The organism is Halarchaeum salinum (genome assembly GCF_039520965.1).
GTDB classification, from domain to species: domain Archaea; phylum Halobacteriota; class Halobacteria; order Halobacteriales; family Halobacteriaceae; genus Halarchaeum; species Halarchaeum salinum.
Window position 1 is genome coordinate 347,939 of record NZ_BAAABL010000042.1, and the last position, 20,236, is coordinate 368,174.

Consider the following 20,236-nt stretch of genomic DNA (forward strand, 5'->3'; position numbering starts at 1 on the left):
CCTGCTGGCTACTCCTTACGCAATCCCGCGAGCGATGCGAACCACGCCGCGACCGGCCGGTCCGGTGGTGTCACCGTGCGCACCGCGGGGTCGACGCCGAGGCGCGTGATCGACGGCTCGACCGACTCGCCCCCACGTTGGCGTTCGAGTAGCCACGCGTACGTCGCTGCTTGGAGGTCGTAGCGCCGGCGCGTCTCGCGATCCGTCGGCGCGAGCGCGACCTTCAGATCGTCGACGTGCCACGTCCCGTCGGGGGCGCGCGAGACGACGTCCGCGACGTTCCGCGTCTCGACGGCCGCACGCCGATCGCCGACGCGGACGACGGCGTCCAACGGTTCCTCGACGTACACCGGATCGCTCGCGCGCAAGCGCGCCCACGTCTCGCTCGCGGCGAACTGCGGGCACACCCGCTCGGCGACGAACGCCCGGACGGCCGCCCGCTCCGCGCCGGTGGTACCGTATCCGGCGAGTACCTCGTCGAGCCGTCTGCGCAACGGGCCCGCACACGCCTCTACCGTACTCGTTTCGACGCCCGACGAGACGGCATGCGTGAGCACGGCATGGGCGACGGTGCCGACGACATCGGGGCCGAGCGCGTCGAACGGAAGCCCGAGGCCGTCGACGGGTGTCGCCCGGTCCGTATGGAGGGCGTTCCGCTGGAGGTGGGCGAGCAGGTGGCGCTCGGGGTCGTTCGCGAGCGGATAGAGTGTACTCGCGTTGACGTACCGCGGCGTCCAGCCCGTCTTCGGCTCCGCCACTGGCGTCGCCGCGGCCGGCGTCGACACCGGCGGGCGGGACGCGACGCGATCCACGAGCGGGACGTCGTTGACGCCGATCGCGAACGTCCGCTCCGGGTCGCCGGGCCGCGGTGAGGTGATCGTGTGCGTCTCACCCCGTGTCGCGTCGTCCATCTCGAACGCCTCAATAAGCGCGTCCACCCAGTACTCGCGGGGGCGACGACGCGACGGGCCGCGGTCGGTCGGGAGCGGGACGACGAGGTGGTCGCGGGCGCGCGTCATCGCGACGTAGAGCACGCGCCAGCGCTCCGCACGTTGTTCGCCCGCGGCAGCGACCAGCGGCGGCGGTCCGGCGAGTCGCGCGTCGCCGTCGGCCCACCGCTCGCTCGCCCACCGGAGGCCCGCGTCGCGCCGCGTGTCGTCACCTATCCCGTCACTCTCGCCATTATTTCCCGCTGGGTCGCGTTCGGGGTGCGCGTAGACCCCGGCGTCGAAACCGGCGAGCGGTGGGGCATCCACGCCCGCGTCGGCCGGCGGCGCGAGCGCGAGGTGGTCGCCGCGCGCGACGAACGTGTCGCCATGCGGCCCGTAGAAGCCGAGCCACGCGCCCAGATCGATGAGCGCGATCACCTCGTCCTCGTCGCCCTTCATGCCGTGGACGGTGCGGAAGACGACATCGTGGGCGTCGGGGTTCGGGACCGGAACCGTCGGGCCGTCCGCCGGCGACGCGAGGAACCGGCCGAGCGTGTCCGCGAGCCCGGATAGCTCGGTGTCCTCGTCCGTCCACTCGGTAACGCCGTCGCGAAGCGCGTCGAGTGCCGCCACGCGTCGCGCTGCCTCCGTGTCGCCCGCCGTCGCGTCCAACGGGTCGGCCGCGAGATCGAGCGTGTCGAGGATGTCGTCGACGACAGCGCGGGGCTCCGCGATGTGGTGCGCGCGCCGCCCTGCGAGCGTGGCAAGCCCAGTGAGAACAGCGCGTTCGCCGTCGCCGAGCGTCGCCTCGCCAGCGGCGGCCGCGCGCACCGACCAGCCAGCGTCGGCGACGGCGTCGCGGAGGTCGTCGGGAAGTACGGTGTCATCGCCATCGTCGCCGAACTCCGTGTCGAAGAATGCGCGCGTCCCGACGGGATCGAACGGGTCGACCAGCCACCGAACGACCGCGGCGGCGAGGCGGACGAGCGCGTCGTCGAAGAGGTACTCGCTCGCGTTCGCGACCGAGAGCCCGCGCGCGTCGAGCGCCTCGGCGAACACGTCCATTCGCGTCCGTCGTGGAAAGAGGGCGGTCACGCTCGGGGCCTCGTCGCGATCGCCGCTTCCGTCGCCGTTGGCGAGGGTCCCGTCCTCGAACGCGCCCACGAGATACGACGCGAGCGCGCGCGCCTCCGCCTCGGCCCAGCCGCGCGATTCCGGCGACGCGCTCGCCCCGTGGGCCGCGACGTGGACGCTCGGTTCGGTCGTCGCCTCCCGGTCGGCGACGAGATGCGGATAGTCGACGTCGATCGAGCCCGCAGCGCCGCGCGCCGGGTCGGTGAAAGCGTCAGCGAACACGGCGTCGACGGCGGCGGCCACGTCCGGCCGCGAGCGATAGGTCCGCGCGGCCCGCTCGCAGACGTGCGTGTCCCACTCAACGCCGAAGTACACACCGTCGTCGACGGCGCGCGCGAACTGCTCGGGGCTCGCGTTCCGCCATGTGTAGAGACACTGCTTGCGGTCGCCGACGAGCACGACGCGCGTATCGGCGTCGACGAACGGCGCGAGCGCGTCGTGCTGGACGACGGAGACGTCCTGTGCCTCGTCGACGATCAGCGTGTCGAGGCGGGCCGCGTACCGCTCGCGACAGCGCGCGCGGTAGTCGTCTGCGTTCCGTTCGGTATCGAAGTACGTCGCGACCCAGTGTGCGACGTCGAGGTGCGTGACGACGCCGCGCTCGCGCGTGAGTGCATCGTAGCGATCCGCGTAGGCGGCGAGGAGCGCACGAACGTCGTCGATCGCCTCACGCCACGAGTCGTAGCACGCCCGATCGGCGGCGACGAACGCCGTTCGGTCATCGTCGTCGAAGCCCGTCGCCGTCTCGTCGGCCGTCCGCCGGTCGACGAAGCGCTCGACGTCGCGCAGGACGTCCGCGAAGCTCTCGGGGGGCCCGTCCGGGTACGTCCCGTCGATCGTCGCGGCGAGGCGGTCCGCGAAGGCGTCGACCGACAGGCGGCGTTGCCGGGCAGCCCGGAGCGCCGCCGGGAGCAGGGCGTCGAGGCCTGTCGTGTATTCGCTGCCGGGATACGCATCGTCGAGTCGTTCGACGCGTGCCGCGTGGTCGGGGTCGTCGCGGAGAGCGTCGAGGCAGTCCGCCTCGAGCGCGGCGAGTCGTGTCCCATCGTCGACCGTCGGCACACCGTCGAATCCGACCTCGGTCGCGACGTCCGCGAAGATCGCGTGGAGCACGCTGTCGATCGTCCCGAGCGTGTCGCTCCGGCGGAGACGCCGCGCCAGATCGGTGGCGTCCGCGCTGTCGATGTCGATCGGGCCATCGTCGTCCGCGGCGATCGATTCGAGTGCGGCCGTGACGCCCGGGCCGACGGCCGCGGCGTCGTCGCGCGCGAAGGAGGTCACGCAGAGTCGGCGTTCGGGCGCGCGCTCGTCGGCCGCGCGACCGCGGGCGAGCACCTCGGCGGCGAGCCGGTCGGCGACCGTCGACTTCCCTGCACCCGGGTTGCAGTCGAGGACGAACAGCCCCGACTCGTGTGCGACGAACGCTTCGCGGAGGCGGCGCTGTGCGCCCCGGAGTTCGGGCGCGCTCCCCGACGCGTCGCTCATCGTTCACCATCCACGTCGGCGTCCCCCATGAACACGCGTGCCAGCGCGTCGGGCACTCGCCGATCGGCCGCTAACAACCCGTCGAGGGCGTCGTCCGTCACGACGGGCGCATCAGCCGCGATCTCGGCGAGAAACGGCGAGCGGTGCGCGGTGACGCCCGCGGCATCCGTCGTGAAACGCGTGCAGACGAGACCAGCACTCGCCGCGCTGACGGCGTCGGCGAGGTGGTCGCGTTCGCGCGCTTCGGTCCATGCTCCGCGGACGCCGAGGGCCGCGCCACCGCCGGGGCCGCCGTCGCCCGCGACGACCGCGTCGCGGAAGGCCGGCGGGAACGCCCCGCTCGGGCGCTCGGGCCACTCGCCGTCGACGAAGCCGACCGCGACGACGTACGGGATCGTCCGTAGCCATGTGTCGGTCGCGTCCAACACGTCGATCCGCTCCGCGTTGTCGTGTTCGCGTCGCCCTGGCCGGATCGTCACGGTGGCGTCGAGGACGTCCGCGACGGCCGTCCACGATCCATCGACGTACCCGCGTTCGCGCCAATCGCCATACTTCGCCTGCGCCTCGCCAAATAGGTCTCGCGAGCGGGAGAGCGCCCGCGCGCTCCGCGAGGTCGCACCCAGATCGGGCGTGTCGCTCGCGAGCTGAGCCGGTAAGACGACCCGCTCGTACGCGTCGAGCAGCGGCCCGAGGGTCGCCCGGATGTCGGCCGGCCGGGGCGTGTCGGCGTGCGTCTCGATCCACGCGAGGAGCCGCCGAACGCCGGCCCGTGACGCCGCCTCGCCGTCGCTCGCCGGCTCGATCGTGTCGAGTCGCCGCCGCCACGCCTCGATGGTTCCCGGCTCGCTGCTTCCCGCTTCGACGGTTCTCGACGCGACGGTTTTCGGCTCGACGGTTTTCGGCTCGGCGCTTCTCGACCCCCCGGTGAGCTTCCGACGGACGGCTGATACGTCGCCATGATCGAGCGGCCAGACGCCACCCGCCTTGCTGCCGGGCGGGCACCACTCGGCGTCGAGCGGCGCGAACAGCTCCTCTGGGGTGACGTTTCCGCCGTCGCTCGCAGCGGCGAGCAGTTCGACACAGGCGACGAGCAGCCGATACGGGCGCGTGTCGTCGACTGCGAGCTGCGTCCAGACGGAGAGGTGTCGCCCGTTCTCCCGCGCCGCCCGCGTCAGCGCGCGCTCGTAGCGATCGACGTCGCGGGCGACGACGGCCACGTCGCTGACCGGGACGCCCCGCTCGAGGAGCGCGTCGATCGTCGCCATCGCCGCGCGTGCCTCCTCGCGCCGGGTCGTCGCGACGAGCTCCGCGACCGGAACGCCCGGGTCGAGCGAGTCCGGCGGTGTGTTCGCGACCGTCACATCGGCGGCGTCGACGTCGTCCCCCGCCACGAGTCGAGTCGCGAGACGATCGGCGATCCGCGGGCCGGTCCCCGCGCGAACGAAGAGATGGACGTCGGTGTCCGTGGATGCCGCGACGACGCCCAGGAAATCGAGGAGCGGGCTTCCGACCGTGCTCACACCAGCGAGCGCGAGGCGCTCGATCGTCGGGAACGCATCAGCCCACGCCGCCCCGTCGCTTCGGACGATCGCGTCCCGCGCCGCCCGCAGCGCCGCCGCCGTCGAGACGTCGCGATCCGCCCGTTCGGCGAGTGCGTCCTCGACCGCTACCAAGCCGTCGAGCAGCGCCTGCGTCTCTTGTCCCGCCGTGGTCGAAAGCGAGTCGGCGACGACTTCGAGCGCGTCACGGCGCGCGCCCACCTCGCCCGCCACGGTCATCAGCTCCTCGCGTGCGGCCTCGATCGCCTCGGCGTGGGCGGCGGGGTTCGTCCCGAAGACCGACCGCAGCGGCTCACTCGCCACCGCGCGGTCGTCGAGGACGGTTTCGAGGAGCCGGAGGCGATCGGCGCGATCGAGCACGCCGCGGTCGGTGGTGTGGGGCGCGACGCGATGCGCCACCGCTGTCGGCGAGGCGAGGTGAAGCGAACTCCGTGGTCGCGCGTGCTCGGCGAGCGCGCGTTTCAGATTGCGTTCGTGGAGGCGCTCGGGCGTGAGCACGAGGTCCGTCGCCGCCGCGCGTCGCGTCGCCCGCTCGACAAGCGTCGCGGTGGTCCCGACATGGACAGTTACCGACGCCGTGCGATCGTTGCGAGACTCCGGTTCGGCGTCCGTCATCGAACGCCCAGTTCGTTCGTGCCGGCCCGTATAAACGATCCTGGTTCCGCGGCATCGGCGGGTGCCGTTGGGGGGACGGCCGGGGGTCGCGATGAGCCATCGCGCTCGCCAACCGCTGCTGCGACGTACTTCACGGTGTATCAATCGGTTCCGTCACATCGATCCGACAACCGTCGAAGCGGGGTTGCGAGAATTTGCCATCTGGTGGAATTCGCGCAACGAACCCCGATGATCCCGTGTCGAATCCCATCGCCGCTCAGTCGCGGGCGTACAACCCGTACCCGGGGGCTTATCCCCGGCCCCGTTGAAGCGGGTTCACACGGATGAGTCGAGATCACGGAACGCGGGCACAGGAGGTACTAGGGTTCTCGCGGTGGTGGCTGGTCGTCGCCGCCGCGGGGATGATGGCGGTCGTCGGCCCGTACCAGTACGTCTGGTCGAGCCTCCGCTCGCCGGTCGCGCGCCACATCGGCGTCGACGCCGCGCTGCTTTCGACGGTATTCACGCTGTTCGTGATCTTCCAAGCAGGCTCGCAGTTCCCGGTCGGCTGGTGGCGCGATCGCCACGGGCCACGCGGGATCTGTGCGTTCGCCGCGGTGCTCGCCGGCGGCGGCTACATCGGTCTTGCGTACGCGAGCACGGTCTGGCAGGTGTACCTCTTCTACTCGCTCGGCGCGGTCGGGGTCGGGATTGTCTATACCGTCGCGGTCAACACCGCGCTCAAGTGGTTCCCCGATCGGCGCGGGCTCACCTCCGGGATCGGGACGATGGCGTTCGCCGCCGGCCCCGCCGCGCTCGTCCCTATCGTCCGCACGACGACCGGTCCAGCCGCGCCCGACGGCGCGTACGTCTCACTCCTCCGGAACGTTGGCCTCCTCATCTTCGTCATCGTCCTTGCCGGCGCGTTCGTCATTCGCGACCCACCCGCGGGGTGGCTCGATGCCAAGGACGGCAAGGTGTCGCTCCAAGAGGAAGGCCGGCAGTACACATGGCGCGCGATGCTCCGAACGTGGCAGTTCTGGCTCATGTACGCGATGTTCGTCGCCGTCTCCGGATCGGGGCTGATGCTCACCGAGAAGATCGTCGACTACGCGGACCACCTCGGGCTCGCCGCGGTCGTCGCTACTCTCGCCGCGACGCTCCTCCCGCTCTCCAGTGCCGTCGGTCGCCTCGTCCTCGGCGAGGCCTCCGACCGCTTCGATCCGCTGTACACGATGGCGACGTCGTTCGTCCTCTGCGGATTTGGGCTCTTCGCTGTCGTTTACTTCGGGATTCGGGGGCTCCCCGCCGTCTTCGTGACCGCTGTCGTCGTTGCGACGTTCTTCTGGAGTCCGAAATACACGCTGTTCCCGAGCATCGTCGCCGACTACTACGGTACGAAACACTCCTCGGCGAACTACGCCCTCCTCTACTCCGGGAAAATGTGGGGCGGCGTCCTCGGTGGCACCGTCACCGGCGTTCTCGTCACCTCGATGGGGTGGGACCGGACCTTCCTGCTGGGTGGCGTCCTCGCCGTCGTCGCCGGTGTCGCCGCGCTCTTTCTTCACCCGCCCGACGACTCCGGGCTCAGCGATGACGCGCGTCCAGACGATTCACCGCCCTGAGAACTGCGTGATGGCGCTACTGGATCGCCGCGCGCCGAAAACGGAAGTGCCGGACGTGTCGTTCACGCGTCGACTGTCGGATCGTCTCAGCTCTTCCCGCCGTGTACGCTCGCCACTAGTGCGTCGCCTTGTGCGACGATGTCGGGTGTCGCCATGCCTCTAGCGTGTAGAGGCCGAGTGCAACGAGTGCGACGATCGCCGCGCCAGCAATCACGTAGAAGAGCGCCATCGAGTGGACGCCGCGGAAGACGATGAGGACGAGCGCGACGATCTCCACGAACGCCGCGACGCCGAACAACCCGAACCCGAGATCCTTCCTGTCCATACGAGTGCGTACCGCGGAGGACCGCTTATTCGTGTCGGTCGCGAGCGGGCAGCATGCACGCCACTCTGAACACACTGACTGGTTGACATCCTCCTGCGCCTAAAGACGCAGGAATCCCGAGCGTTGGGAGTTTCAGGTTCGCAACCATGATTCTGCCACTTTCGGGAATCCGTTTAACCCAGTCATCGTGGTCAGCGGCTGACTGACGGTGCCAAACCGCCGTTACTCCTATCCTCCATGTCGTTGCCTCCTATCTGTTGTTTTTGCCAGCAGGGAGGCGCTGATACTTCGACGGACTCGGAGTTACCTTTGAGCTTGCTCGACCAACAGGCACGAGGCGAACGTTTCTGCGTTCGTGTTCACTGTGTTGGCGTTTCGGATACTGTCTCATTAGTGGCGGGTAGACCGCCTCCGAAGGCCGTTCGGAATCGCTCCGTTCCGACCTGACCTTGCTCTCTGCGACGAAGGAACACCACTTGAAACTACGGATTGGGAACTCAGAGGTGCCATTGAACGGTGGACTGCATAGAATATTGTCGGATTCATCCTGCGCCTGAAGGCGCAGGTATTCTCCTTGTTCTATATAACTCGGACAACCTGATCGAACGACCAGTTGCTGTCGTCCGTGATAGTTCGGCTCCTGGACAGGTACTATATCAATTTGTTATTTAAACATATAAAGAGGCCGGGTTGTATCTAGCCACGACTGCATTGTGAGCGTAGGTAGGTCGTATCGATACGTGACAAAATGCACACTATATCGGTTATAGCTATCGAACCCGGCCGGAGAATCCGTAGCATGAGGGCGGCCATCGGACGAGTTGATGTATATCGGTATCTGACACCACCTGTCAAAATATCAATTTTGAATACGCCCCGAATAGAGAGAGTCCGCCGCCTCTTCTCGTCAGAGATCCGAATTTATAGTCGGAAATGAATACAACGCGTCTCGACAGTACCGATTTCTCGTCGGCGATCCACGGTGTCCACTCCCCCGACGAGCCACGGTGGCTGCGTCTCGGCGAGGTCGCTCTCGGCTCGTGTGCTTGCGGGGGTTTTGGGCGTCACTGAGCCGAGAGCGAAGTTCGATAAGGGGGTATCGACTTAGGGAGCCGGATCGAACAGCGTCTCGCCGGCGACCATGTGTTCCTCGACCGCGTCGAGATTGAGCGTGAGGCCGAGGCCGGGCTCCTCGGGGATCTCCATGCGCCCCTCCTGAATGAGATCGTCCTCCTCGATGAGGTCCTCCCACCAGCCGAGCTCGTAGGAGTGATATTCGAGCGCGAGACTGTTGGGAATAGCGGCTGCGACCTGCGCGGACGCCATCGTGCCGATCGGTGAGGAAACGTTGTGCATCGCAACCGGAATGTAGTACATATCTGCGATGTCGGCGATTTTGCGGGTCTCGCGCATCCCGCCCACGCGGGGCAGATCGGGGGCGACGATATCGACCGCCTGCGGTTCGAGGAGGGTCCGCTGACCGAACTTCCGGTAGACGTTCTCGCCGACCGCAATCGGCGTCGACGTCGAGTCCGTCACCTTCTGCTGGACGTCGTGGTTCTCCGGTGGGACGGGGTCCTCGAGCCACCAGACGTCATACTCCTCGAGCTCGCGAGCGAGACGCTTCGCGCTACCCGCGGTGAACGACCAGTGGCAGTCGAACGCGACGTCCGCCTTGTCGCCGACGGCTTCGGTTGTCGCCTCGACGATCTCGACTTTGTGGTCGATCTCTGGGTTGCGGAGGTGGCGGTTCGCACGGTCCTTCTCGTGGCCCGACGGGACGTCGAGGTCGAACTTGATGGCGTCGTAGCCGAGGTCGTCGACGACACGCTCTGCCTCCGCGGCACAGGCCTGTGGGTCGGCCTCGTTCTCAGTGTGGAGGTCACAGTAGACGCGGACTTCGTCTCTGTACTTACCGCCGACGAGCTGGTAGGCAGGGACGTCGAGGAGTTTCCCTGCGACGTCGTGGAGCGCGATCTCGATCCCGGAGATGGCCGAGATGACCTTCCCGGAGATGGAGCCCTCACCGCTCATCTTCTGGATGAGATGCTCGTAGAGGCGATCGATGTCGAGCGGGTTCTCTCCCTCGAGGAACGGCGCCATTCGTTCGATGATCTCGGCGTCACCACCGCCCCAGTACGATTCACCGGTCCCGACGACACCCGCATCGGTGTAGACGCGGACGAGAATCCACGGATAGTTCCCGTCGACCATCGTCGTCTGGATATCGGTGATTTCCGCGTCGCGAACGCCGCCGCGCTCGCGCGTCGCGCCCATCGTCTCCGCGGAGAGATCGCGCATCGTGTACTCCGCGTTCGGGTCGCGGAGCTTTTCGTAATCGACCATTACACACAGTTCGTTCCAGCGGCTAATAGTAAAGGTTGTGAATCACCGCGATCGGTCGGACGCGGGGCGGTTCGTCTCTCTGTGTGGGACGAAATTCCCCCTACTTCTCCTCCGTGTGGACGGTCACGAAGCCGTCGAACCCGAGGAGGACGCGCTGGATCCAGTCACCGAAAACCGCTTTGCCGGTCGGGGACCGCCGCCGGCCCGTGGCGAAGACGTGGTCGGCATCGTACTCGTCGGCTGCGGTGAGCGTCGCAGTCCCGTAGCCGCTCTCGATGACGTGAACGGCGACTTCGTACTCCACGCCCGCTCCGTCAAGCGTCTCCGCAACGAAGTCCGCGAGCGCGTCCGTAGCGGCATCAACGAACGCGTCTTCATCGTCGTACGGGACCCCCTCGACACCGCCGAGCGCTTCGAACTTCTCGACCCCCTCGCCGATGTCGCGTTCGGTCGCGAACGTCACCACGACAAGGGGCGCGTCGGCTCCGCGTGCGTATTCGGCCGCCTCGTGTAGGAGGGCTTCGTGTTCCGGTGACTCCTCAACGACGACAAGTCCTCGATCCATGCCACTACCATCGTCCCCCGGTGAGTTAAATGTACGTTCTCGTGCATTGGCCACTGGTTATCTGTTCCCGTGTGATTTTTGTACTACCATAATGGTCGTGTGTTATGTAGACAAAAATATGCCAGCAGCACTCCCAGCACTCACGGCGTTGATCGTTGGTGTCGCAGTAGTGATACTCCTGCTCGTCGTTTGGGATCTCCCGGCGTTCCTCGGCCTCGTCATCTCGGCGCTCATCGTCGGGGTCGTCGACGCTGCACTCGTGCCAGGCGTCTCCTTCGGAGGCATCCCGGCGCAGGTCGCAACCGCCTTCGGAAACAACATGGCAGGCGTCGGGATTCCCATCCTGATGGCGGCCGTCATCGGGAAGTCGATGACGGAGTCCGGGGCGGCGAACCGAATCGTCCGCTCGTTCCAGTCGCTCGTCTCGGACGAGAACGCGGACTTCGCGTTGTGGGGAAGCAGCACGATCCTGGCGATCCCGGTCTTCTTCGACAACGTGTTCTACCTCCTCGCACCGCTCGCGCGCTCCATGCGTGCCCGCATCGGTGACAACTACGCGCTCTACATCGCGGTGGTCGGCGGCGGTGGCGCGGCAACGCACGCGTTCGTCCCGCCGACGCCCGGCCCGCTCACTGTCGCGCATAAGCTCGGCACGGGCGGCTCCATCCTCGGGATGACGATCATCCTCGGTCTCGCCGTTGCGATCCCGTCCGCGCTCGTCGCTGGCGTGCTCTACGGGCGCTTCATCAACAAGCGCCTCGACATCCCTCTCCGGGAGTCGATGGGAACCACGGCGGAGGACCTCGAACAGCAGGCCGAGCAGTCCATCGAGAGCCTCCCGTCGTTCACTGAATCACTGCTCCCGATCGCTATCGCCGTCCTCCTCATCGCGGCCGGGACGTCCGTCGACACGTTCCAGGACGTCTATCCCGTCCTCGAGCAGTTCCAGCCGATCACGAACTTCGTCGGTGACGTCAACTTCTCGCTGACGCTCGCCGCTATCGTCTCCGCGCTGACGTACCTCCGTATGGACGACTTCCCGCGGCAGGTGTGGCAGGACGAACTCACCGAGGCGCTCCAGAACGGCGGCAACATCGCCGCCATCACCTGTGCCGGCGGGGCGTTCGGCGCGATGCTCGCGCTATCCAACATCGGTCCCGTCGTCGCTGGCGGTCTCAGCAACCTCGGTATCGGATTGCTCATCACGGCATGGCTCATTGCGTTCATCGTCCGCATTGCACAGGGATCGACTACGGTCGCGATGATCACGACCGGCGGCATCATGGCGCCGCTCACTCCGCAGCTCACAGTCAACCCGGCGTACCTCGTTCTCGCGATCGGTGCTGGTGGGATCGCCTGTTCTTGGTACAACGACTCCGGCTTCTGGGTCGTCAAGGAAATCGGTGGCCTCACGCAGGGCGAGACCCTCAAGACGTGGACAGTCGTCACTAGTCTCCTCTCGGTGACGGCCATGATCCTCGTTCTGGTGTACTCGACGCTCCTCCCGCTCGCCTAACCCGGGAAGCGCGTCCAGCGCTTCTCGTGACATCCTCGCCCGCCCTAGAGGGGGCTTCCTACAAGGGAAGCCTCGCGTCAAGGGGGTTTCAAGACTGAAACGCCGCAAGCGTCATCTGTCGGGGTTTCCGCCTTGGCGTGCGGTACTGTCACAACTACTCTCGTCCCGTGGCGAGTCATCGGTGTGCGGTTCCGTGAAGGCGTTCTGGTAGTCACACACCGGGAGCGGACGTCTGCCGTCTCCTCGGCGGGGATGTACGGGATACCGAGTCGCAACGGTGTGAGGTGAGCACCGATCCGAGTACCGTTTCGAAATAGAGAACGAGATTGGCAGGCTACCCACAATAGATTACACCAATAGTACAGTAAATAACTACGAGATGGCGACAGAACACGAGCCGTGTGTTCTCTATCCTGTCCCTAATAGTTGAGGTTGAGCTCGATGACGTTCGCCGCGCTCAGCACACGCTCGGCAAGGTCGTTCTGTAGCTCATCGTCGCCAACGCGGCTCGCGGGCGCTGAGATGCTGATCGCGCCGACGACTTCGCCGGATGACCGATTTATCGGCGCCGCGATACACCGAAGACCTTCGAGTCGCTCACCGTCGTCGATAGCGTAGCCGCGCTCGCGTACGTCGTCCAGTTCGTCGTCGAGCGCCGACCTCGTGCCGATGCTCCGTGGCGTCTGTTGTTCGAGTCCGTGGCGTTCGATGATCTCGTCGACGCGCTCTTCGGAGAGATGTGCGAGGATGGCCTTCCCCAGACCCGTCGTGTGGAGATACGTACGACGACCGGCGAAGGTATCCAAGTCGACCGCATCAGCGCCCTTCGAACGCATGAGATACACGCCGACGCCCCGCTCTTCGACGAGTAGATTAGCCAGCTCATCGGTCTCGTCCGCTAACGAATCGACCTCGGGTTCGGCGACCTGATAGAGTTCCATCGACTTCCTCGTGTAGCCGCCGACTTCGAGGAACTTCAGTCCCAGTCGATACTCGTCACCGCGTTGAAGCACGTACCCGTGCTCTCTGAGCGTCGCGAGATGGTTGTGCACCGCGCTCTTTCCCATGTCGAGTTCGTCGGCTAGTTCGGTCACGCCACACGCTCCGCGGTCGCAAAGCGCCTCGATGATGCCGAGCGTCTTCCCCGTCGTCCGTACCGGGTGTTTGGCTTCCATATCGGGGGGTGCACGTTCTGCCCGATAAGAGTTCTGGATATCAGAACAGGACGTCCGAGACATCTCGGGCAGTGACGGTCGGGCGCGCTCGCTCAGAACGCGCTGTCCGAGAACCCGCCGTCGACGGTGATGACCTCCCCGGTAACGTACGACGACGCGTCGCTGGCGAGGTACACCGCAGCGCCGACTATCTCTTCGCGGTCGGCGACTCGGCTGAGTATCGCGCGCTCGTCGATCTGTTCACGCTTCTCGGTGCCTTCGGCGTACGTCTCCGCGTTCTGTGGCGTGATGACGAACCCGGGCGCGATGGCGTTGACTCGGACATCCGGTCCCAGCTCCTTCGCCGCCGCCCGGGTAAACGACTCCACGCCCCCCTTCGCCGCCGCGTACGCGGGCAAGTTCGCCATCGAGAGCCGGGCGGCCAGCGAGGAGATATTGATGATGCTTCCGCCCTCGTCGATCACCGGCGCGAACGCCTGTGTGACACGGCGAACACCGTCGAGGGCGACATCCGTCACGAAATCCCAGTCCGCATCATCAATACCGAGTACCGTCTCACGGGAAATCGCGCCCTGCGACGCGACGACGATGTCGAGGCCGCCGAACGTCTCGACGGCCGTCTCACGCACCACCTCGAGGGAGCCCGGATCGGTGACGTCGCATGTGACTCGCGCCGTCTCGGCACCCAACGCTTCGAGCGCGTCACTCGTCTCCGCGACCTTCTCTTCGCTGCGACTCGTTGCGATGACATCGGCACCCTCGCTCGCGAAACCGAGTGCGATGGCCTGTCCGATACCACTCGTCCCACCCACGACGACGGCGCGTTTGTCCGCGACACTCACCGGTGTGTGCTCGTACGTGACCATACATGTGGTGGGGAAACGCGATATATGATTATTCCGGAACGACGAATGTCGACTCACATCCCACAGAACTATATTCGATGACGAACGATCGTACAGTATGCGAGGACTGGCGAAAGTCGACCGTACAGCAGGCGCGATGGAACTCATCGAACGAGACCGGCCGACCCCGGCCGCGGACGAGGCGCTCGTTGAGGTCGAGTACGCCGGCCTTTGCGGAAGCGACGCCGGCATCTACGAGTTCGAATCGGCGTTCGAGCGCATGGAGCTCCCGAACGTGATCGGCCACGAGTATTGCGGGACCGTCGTCGACGTCGGAGACGACGTTACCGAGTTCGCTCACGGTGACCGCGTCGTAGAGCGGCCGATCCGCGGCTGTGGCGAGTGCTATCAGTGCCGCATCGGTGAGGAGAACGTCTGTCAGAATGCGGTAATTACCGGCGTGGATCACGACGGCGCGTACGAGCAGTATATCGCCGTTCCCGAGAGCGCACTCCACCCGGTCCCCGACGACGTCAAGTCGGAGCACGCTGCCGTCGTCGAGCCGACGAGCATTGCCGCCCGCGCGGTCATCGAGAACTCAGAGGTCGGCCCCGGCGACCGTGTGCTCGTCGAGGGGCCGGGACCTATCGGACAACTGACCGCGCAAGTCGCCCGCGCGCAGGGCGGGGACGTCGTCGTCTCCGGCGTCGGACAGGACACCGAGTATCGCCTTCCGCTCGCACGCGAACTCGGGTTCGAGACAGTCACCGTCGGCGAGGAGATGGCTGCAAAGCGCGACGAGGTCACCGACGGCGTCGGCTACGACGTCGTCTTCGACACGACCGGACATCCATCGGGACTGACCACTGCCGTTGACGAGGTTCGGAAGGGCGGCCAGATCGTTCTCGTTGGACAGACGGGTGAGACAACGATGCCGTACTCACCGCTCGTCCGCTCCGAAATCGACCTCCAGTGTTCGTACGCGTCGATGTACGAGGACTTCGAGCGCTCGCTGCGTATGCTTCGAAGCGGCGCGGTCGACGCGCAGACGTTCACCGACGACCGGTTCTCGCTGCTTGACGCCGACGAGGCCTTCGAAGCGTTCGTCAATGGCGAGACTGTTAAGCCCGTCTTCGACGTCTCTGAACTCTACGAATAAGGGAACCCGCCGTTCACTCTACGACAGCGACCGCGCGGATCGGTGAGCCCGACCCGTCTCCGATTTTCAGGGGGAGGGTCACCAGCAGCGAGAACGGTGGGAGCGCCCCGAGGTTCGTCAGGTTCTCGACGATGTACACTTCGTTTCCGAGTAGTTCGTAGTGCGCCGGGAAGCCCTCATCGCCCGAGACATCGATAGCGGCGGTGTCACAGCCGACGACGGCGATGTCGGCATCGGTGAGATACGCGGCGGCCTCCGCCGAGAGGCCGGGCCACTCTTCTATGTAGTAGGACCCGTCGCCGCCCGTTCCCCAGTGGCGATCCCAGCCGAACCGGAAGAGGACCCTGTCGCCTGCCTCCAACGCACCGTGTTCGGACTCCCACTCGCGGATCCGATCCGCAGGGACGGTCTCGTTTGGGCCGATATCGGTGACGTCGATGGACGCCGCGCGTCCTACGAGCCGGTCGAGCGGGATGGAGGAGATGTCGTAGTGGGCGTCACCCTCCGCGATGAAGTGGAGCGGGGCGTCCATGTGTGTGCCTGTGTGCTCGCCGAGCGTGAGGCGATAGTGGCACGCGGCGTCGCCCTTCTCGTAGGACTCGTAGAGGGTGTGTCCGTACCGTGCGTGCGTGGGGACTGTAGGAACTCCTTCCTCAAGGGTGTGCGTCAGGTCGACGAATTCCCCCCCGGAGAGAGTGCGGAGCGCCGCCGAAAGGCCGTTAGCGTCACTCATCGTCGCACTCCCTCGATGGTGCTGTGGCTCACTCGTCGTGCGATGCGTCGGGCAGAAGTTGGTGCTCGTCTCATTGATCTCAGTTGTCGCGGACGCGGTTCGTGTCGATTCGGTCCACCGAACGCGGCCGGTCTCGAACCGACCGGCCGTGTGGTGGCGTTCAGTTCTGGTCTATTATTTGACGATGTCGATCTTGTCGCGGTCCATCGACATCGCGACGGCGAAGATGACGACGAATCCGAGAATGATCTCCTGGATGAACGACTGGACGCTCAGGAGGTTCATCCCGTTCGTCAGTACGCCGATGACGAGGACGCCGAGGATGGTCCGATGAGGCCCACCGACGCCGCCCGTCAGCGCGGTACCGCCCATCACGATGGACGCGATGGACTGGAGCAGCAGCCCGCTGCCCATACCGGGCGTCGCGGACGTGATACGGGCGCTCAGTAGGACGCCGGCGAGCCCACAGAGGGTCCCGGAGAGCACGAACGCGCCGATCTTGTACCGGTCGACCTTGACGCCGGAGAAGTCGGCAACCCGTTCGTTCTCACCGAGCGCGTACGTGTAGCGCCCAAACGTCGTCTTCCACGCGATGAAGGAGACGATGATGTACGTGACGAGGCCCCAGATGACCAGGTTCGGGACCTGCGGGACGAGGTGTCCGATGGCGAGCTGCCGGATCGCCGGAGAGTTGAACGGGACCGAGTAGCCACCGGTGATTAGCAGCGCGGACCCCCCGAAGATCGAGAGGGAGCCGAGCGTGACCAGGAAGGACGGGATCTTTCCCTTGGCGAACACGACACCGTTCAGCAGTCCGACCCCCGTCCCGACGAGGACGCCGATCGGGAGCGCGAGCATTCCGAGACTGTAGTCGCTGACGAGTATCGCCATCGCGACGCCGCTCAGCGAGACGATGGACGCCACCGAGAGGTCGATGCTTTGCTGGAGGATGGGAAATGTGCCGGCGAGCGCGACGAACAGCAGGATCATGCTGTTCATCAGGACGTTCCCGACGAGATTGTCGAAGGTCAAGAAGACCTGCGACGTGGCGGTGAAAATTGCCATCAGGATGATCAGCATCAGGAACGGGCCGAGGTCGACGGCGATGTCGATCATCGATCGGTTCTCCGTGTACTCGTCATACCATTCTCGAACGGGATTCGGTTGGGATTCTTCAGACATTTTAGATCATCTTCTTGATGAGTTCCGATTCGGTGGGTTTGTCACCGGCCGGTGCGTCGACGATATCGACTACCTCTCCGTCTCGCATCACGACGATGCGGTTGCTCATCCCGATGAGCTCGGGGAGTTCGTCCGCGATGAAGACCATCGCCACGTCGTCCTCGGAGAGGTCGCGGAGGATGTCGTAGACCTCCTCTTTCGCGCCAACGTCGATGCCGCGCGTCACGTTGTCCATGACGAGCGTGGAAATATCGCCCTGGAGGTTCTTGCCCAGCACGACTTTCTGCTGGTTGCCGCCGCTGAGCTGGACGAGGGGGGTCTCGATACCGGGCGTCTTGACGTTGAGTTGATTGATGACGTCCCCGGCCATCTCGTCCTCGCTGTTGAAGTCGATGAGCCAGGGAACAGAGCCGAGTCCCGGTAGCTTATCGGCGACGATGTCCGTTCCGAGGCTGGGGAGAGAGACGTTCACGCGAAGCGACTGATAGAGGAGTGCGCCTTCCGACTGGCGTTCCTTCGGGACGTACCCGACGCCGGCGTCGAACAGCCGGGGGACGGACCCGGGTTCGACGGTCCTTCCGTCGACAGTGATCTCGCCGCCGTCGGCGTTGTCAACGCCGCTCAGGACGCGACCGAGCGCGCTCTTCCCGCTCCCCATGACGCCACAGATCCCGAGGACCTCGCCCTCGCGGACGTCGAAGGAAACCGAGTCGAAGTGGTCCTCACGACTGAGGTCGGATACGGAGAAGACGGTCTCAGAGTCGGTGACGTCGCGCTGCCGGCTGCTGCGGTAGTACTCCTCGGAGACTTCGCGACCGACCATGCTCTGCTGGAGTTTGTCCTCGGTGGCATCCTCGACGGCGAGGTGATCGACGATCTCGCCGTCGCGGAGGACGTAGATGCGGTCGCTGACCTCGAGGACTTCGTCGAGTTCGTGCGAGACGAAGACGAACGAGGCCTGATCCCGGAGATCGTCGATACGGTCGAACAGCAGGTCGCGCCCGTCCTCTTCGAGGCCGGCAGTTGGCTCGTCGAGTAAGATGATGGGATGATCGGTGTGGACGGTCTCGGTGAACGCTTTCGCGATGCTCAACATCTGTCGGTCGCTGAAGGAGTAACTCGAGACGCGTTTCGTTAGATCGAGGTCGATTCCGAGCGTGTCGAGGACCTCCGCGCCCTCGCGTTTGAGCGTGTCCGTGTCGAGGACGCCAGCGTTCGAGTAGTCCGGGAACTGTTCCAGGAACAGATTCTCGTACCCCGTCAGGTTCGGGATGACGTTGTGTTCCTGGTGGACGATGGCGACCCCATGATGGGACGCCGCCCGTGGGTCCGAGATGTCGACTTCGTTTCCGTCGACGTAGATGCTGCCGGAGTCCTGTTGATAGATACCACTGAGGATGTTCAAGAGGGTGCTCTTCCCGGCACCGTTCTCCCCGACGAGCCCGACGACTTCGCCGGTCCCGATCTCGAAGTTGACGTCGTCGAGCGCGACGACGTTCGTGAACTCCTTGCGGATGTCTGCGACCCGGAATCGGGACGCCGGGTCAGAGCCATGTGCGTCGGACTGAGCGGTCGCATCGGTCCCGGTGCTCATGGGAGACACCGCCATCGTTCGGTCGGATGTGCGTTCGAAATAGTGTACATTGGTGGGTCGGTCTGTGAGATCTACAGGTAGGGGTTCGAGCCGTTCATGTTCCGCTGGTGGTAGTCCTCCGCGACCTGATCGAAGAGGTCGGCGTTATCGTAGGCGTCAGGAACGGAGAGGCCGTTGGGCCTGTTACTGTCGTCCCACTTCAGCTGATTCCACTCGGACTTGCGGATCGGGACCAACTCGTGCTGTGGGTCCCAGTCCTCGCCGCTCTCGTGAACCGACGCGAGCTTCCAGTCGTAGGGCGAGTGGCCGTCGTTGTACGCAACGGACATGTACTTATCCGGCGTGGCGAAGGTGGTTTCGAGGTCGCTGAACTTCGACTGGTCGAGCCCGGGATTGAGGACCGTGAGGGTCCGCGTCCACATCATCCGCTCCGGGATCTCGGGACGCCACCCGTGGAGCCAGTCCCACGCCTTCGCGACGGCCCAACCGCCCTGCCAGAACGGCGGTGCGGCCTGCTCTTGCACCTGGTAGGGTTCGCCGGAGTCCGGTCCGTTGTTCTGGATGTACTCGATGTTCGAGAGAGCGCCGTCGAAGCCCGTGAACGGTAGCGCCATGTCGTTCTCGGAGAGGACGGTCGCGGCACCGAGGCCGAGCGTCCCGTTGTTGCAGTAGACGCCGTCGATATCGTCACCGTGGTTGGAGATGAACGACGACATGACCTCGCGGCCCTTCTGTCGCGTCCACCCGCCGGAATACTGCGAGCCGAGCAGGTTGATGTTGGGGTAGTCCTCTTGGGCCTGTTTCGCGCCCTCAAAGCGGTAGGAGCCGATGTGACCCTTCGGGCCGAGGATCGCGACGTAGTTGCCCTCGCCGCCCATCTCCTCGAAGAGGATCTTCGCCGGGATCGCACCCGCCTTGAACGTCTCTGGGATCTGATACTGGACGAACTCGGGACCGACTTTCGAGGGGAACAGCCACTTCCCCATCGACCAGTATTCGAAGAAGGGAACGCCGCCGTCGACTGCAGTCTCGGAGATGGACTGAACGCCGGCGTCGCTCGGTGCGGTCGCGGCGACCATGTCGGCACCGCTCGTGATAGCGCCCTGGATCTGCGAGATCTGCTTGCTCAGCTGACCGCCGTGGTCCTGCGCGCTCCCGGTCATACCGAAGTCGTTCGCGGCCTCCTTCATACCGGAAAGGAACGCTTTCCAGAGGTCGATCTTCAGGCTATCCGGGGACAGGAACGCCTGATCGATTGGCTTACTGTATCCGCCGTCGCCGCTATCAGTTGCGGAGGTCGTTCCATTCCCGTCGCCCCCTCCACTCGAACAGCCAGCGAGAGAGGAGATGGTACCTGCACCAACTACTCCACCGACACCCTTGAGGTACTGCCGCCGTCGCGGATCGGCAGCGCCTCTTCCATCATTATTCATTAGTCCATATCATGATTAACCATCGTGGTAGAAAAGG

General features: G+C 65.4%; 14 protein-coding genes. 3 read left to right on the top strand and 11 right to left on the bottom strand.

Annotation, left to right across the window (positions count from 1 at the left end; all coding sequences use genetic code 11):
* Nucleotides 1-8 precede the first annotated feature (8 nt).
* Both ABDZ36_RS07650 and ABDZ36_RS07655 read right to left on the bottom strand, forming a co-directional pair.
* Complete coding sequence (locus ABDZ36_RS07650) at nt 9-3,548, bottom strand: UvrD-helicase domain-containing protein (RefSeq protein WP_211311469.1); 3,540 nt, start codon at nt 3,546-3,548, stop codon at nt 9-11.
* A complete protein-coding gene (locus tag ABDZ36_RS07655) occupies nt 3,545-5,722 on the bottom strand; it encodes a hypothetical protein (RefSeq protein ID WP_211311470.1) in 2,178 nt (725 codons plus the stop codon). The genes ABDZ36_RS07650 and ABDZ36_RS07655 overlap by 4 nt, the downstream gene beginning before the upstream one ends.
* Nucleotides 5,723-6,045: 323 nt before the next feature.
* Here ABDZ36_RS07655 and ABDZ36_RS07660 point away from each other — a divergent pair, with 323 nt between their 5' ends.
* The gene (locus ABDZ36_RS07660) at nt 6,046-7,326 is read left to right on the top strand and encodes an OFA family MFS transporter (RefSeq protein WP_211311471.1); all 1,281 of its coding nucleotides are present in this window, start codon (nt 6,046-6,048) and stop codon (nt 7,324-7,326) included.
* A 115-nt stretch (nt 7,327-7,441) separates the two neighbouring features.
* On the opposite strand, the gene ABDZ36_RS07665 is transcribed toward ABDZ36_RS07660, so the two are convergent.
* The 3 genes from ABDZ36_RS07665 to ABDZ36_RS07675 all read right to left on the bottom strand — a co-directional run bounded on the left by ABDZ36_RS07665 (nt 7,442) and on the right by ABDZ36_RS07675 (nt 10,562).
* Entirely contained in the window at nt 7,442-7,651 is a 210-nt protein-coding gene (locus ABDZ36_RS07665; RefSeq protein ID WP_211311472.1) for a hypothetical protein, read from the bottom strand.
* Between the two features lie 1,104 nt (nt 7,652-8,755).
* The gene (locus tag ABDZ36_RS07670; protein ID WP_211313455.1) at nt 8,756-9,997 is read right to left on the bottom strand and encodes a mandelate racemase/muconate lactonizing enzyme family protein; all 1,242 of its coding nucleotides are present in this window, start codon (nt 9,995-9,997) and stop codon (nt 8,756-8,758) included.
* 100 nt (nt 9,998-10,097) lie between these two features.
* Nucleotides 10,098-10,562 carry a universal stress protein gene (locus ABDZ36_RS07675; RefSeq protein ID WP_211313454.1) on the bottom strand — a complete coding sequence of 155 codons (465 nt, stop codon included), beginning with the start codon at nt 10,560-10,562 and terminating at the stop codon, nt 10,098-10,100.
* Nucleotides 10,563-10,680: 118 nt separating this feature from the next.
* On the opposite strand from ABDZ36_RS07675, the gene ABDZ36_RS07680 reads away from it, so the two are divergent.
* A complete protein-coding gene (locus ABDZ36_RS07680) occupies nt 10,681-12,078 on the top strand; it encodes a GntP family permease (RefSeq protein WP_211313453.1) in 1,398 nt (465 codons plus the stop codon).
* A gap of 419 nt (nt 12,079-12,497) precedes the next feature.
* Here ABDZ36_RS07680 and ABDZ36_RS07685 read toward each other — a convergent pair whose 3' ends face one another.
* On the bottom strand, nt 12,498-13,253 hold the full coding sequence (locus ABDZ36_RS07685) for an IclR family transcriptional regulator (RefSeq protein ID WP_211313452.1): 756 nt from the start codon (nt 13,251-13,253) through the stop codon (nt 12,498-12,500).
* Between the two features lie 92 nt (nt 13,254-13,345).
* Nucleotides 13,346-14,119, bottom strand: a complete 774-nt coding sequence (locus ABDZ36_RS07690) for an SDR family NAD(P)-dependent oxidoreductase (protein WP_211313451.1) — start codon at nt 14,117-14,119, stop codon at nt 13,346-13,348.
* Between the two features lie 97 nt (nt 14,120-14,216).
* Here ABDZ36_RS07690 and ABDZ36_RS07695 point away from each other — a divergent pair, with 97 nt between their 5' ends.
* On the top strand, nt 14,217-15,257 hold the full coding sequence (locus ABDZ36_RS07695) for a zinc-dependent alcohol dehydrogenase (protein ID WP_211313450.1): 1,041 nt from the start codon (nt 14,217-14,219) through the stop codon (nt 15,255-15,257).
* 13 nt (nt 15,258-15,270) lie between these two features.
* Here the strand turns inward: ABDZ36_RS07695 and ABDZ36_RS07700 are convergent, their stop codons facing one another.
* The 4 genes from ABDZ36_RS07700 to ABDZ36_RS07715 form a co-directional block, all read right to left on the bottom strand.
* Entirely contained in the window at nt 15,271-15,990 is a 720-nt protein-coding gene (locus ABDZ36_RS07700; RefSeq protein WP_211313449.1) for a cyclase family protein, read from the bottom strand.
* A 174-nt stretch (nt 15,991-16,164) separates the two neighbouring features.
* Nucleotides 16,165-17,070 carry an ABC transporter permease gene (locus ABDZ36_RS07705; protein WP_343749267.1) on the bottom strand — a complete coding sequence of 302 codons (906 nt, stop codon included), beginning with the start codon at nt 17,068-17,070 and terminating at the stop codon, nt 16,165-16,167.
* Between the two features lie 103 nt (nt 17,071-17,173).
* Nucleotides 17,174-18,766 (bottom strand): sugar ABC transporter ATP-binding protein, encoded by a 1,593-nt coding sequence (locus tag ABDZ36_RS07710; RefSeq protein ID WP_211313447.1) that lies wholly within the window; start codon nt 18,764-18,766, stop codon nt 17,174-17,176.
* A 71-nt stretch (nt 18,767-18,837) separates the two neighbouring features.
* A complete protein-coding gene (locus tag ABDZ36_RS07715) occupies nt 18,838-20,199 on the bottom strand; it encodes a sugar ABC transporter substrate-binding protein (protein WP_211313446.1) in 1,362 nt (453 codons plus the stop codon).
* Nucleotides 20,200-20,236: the final 37 nt, after the last annotated feature.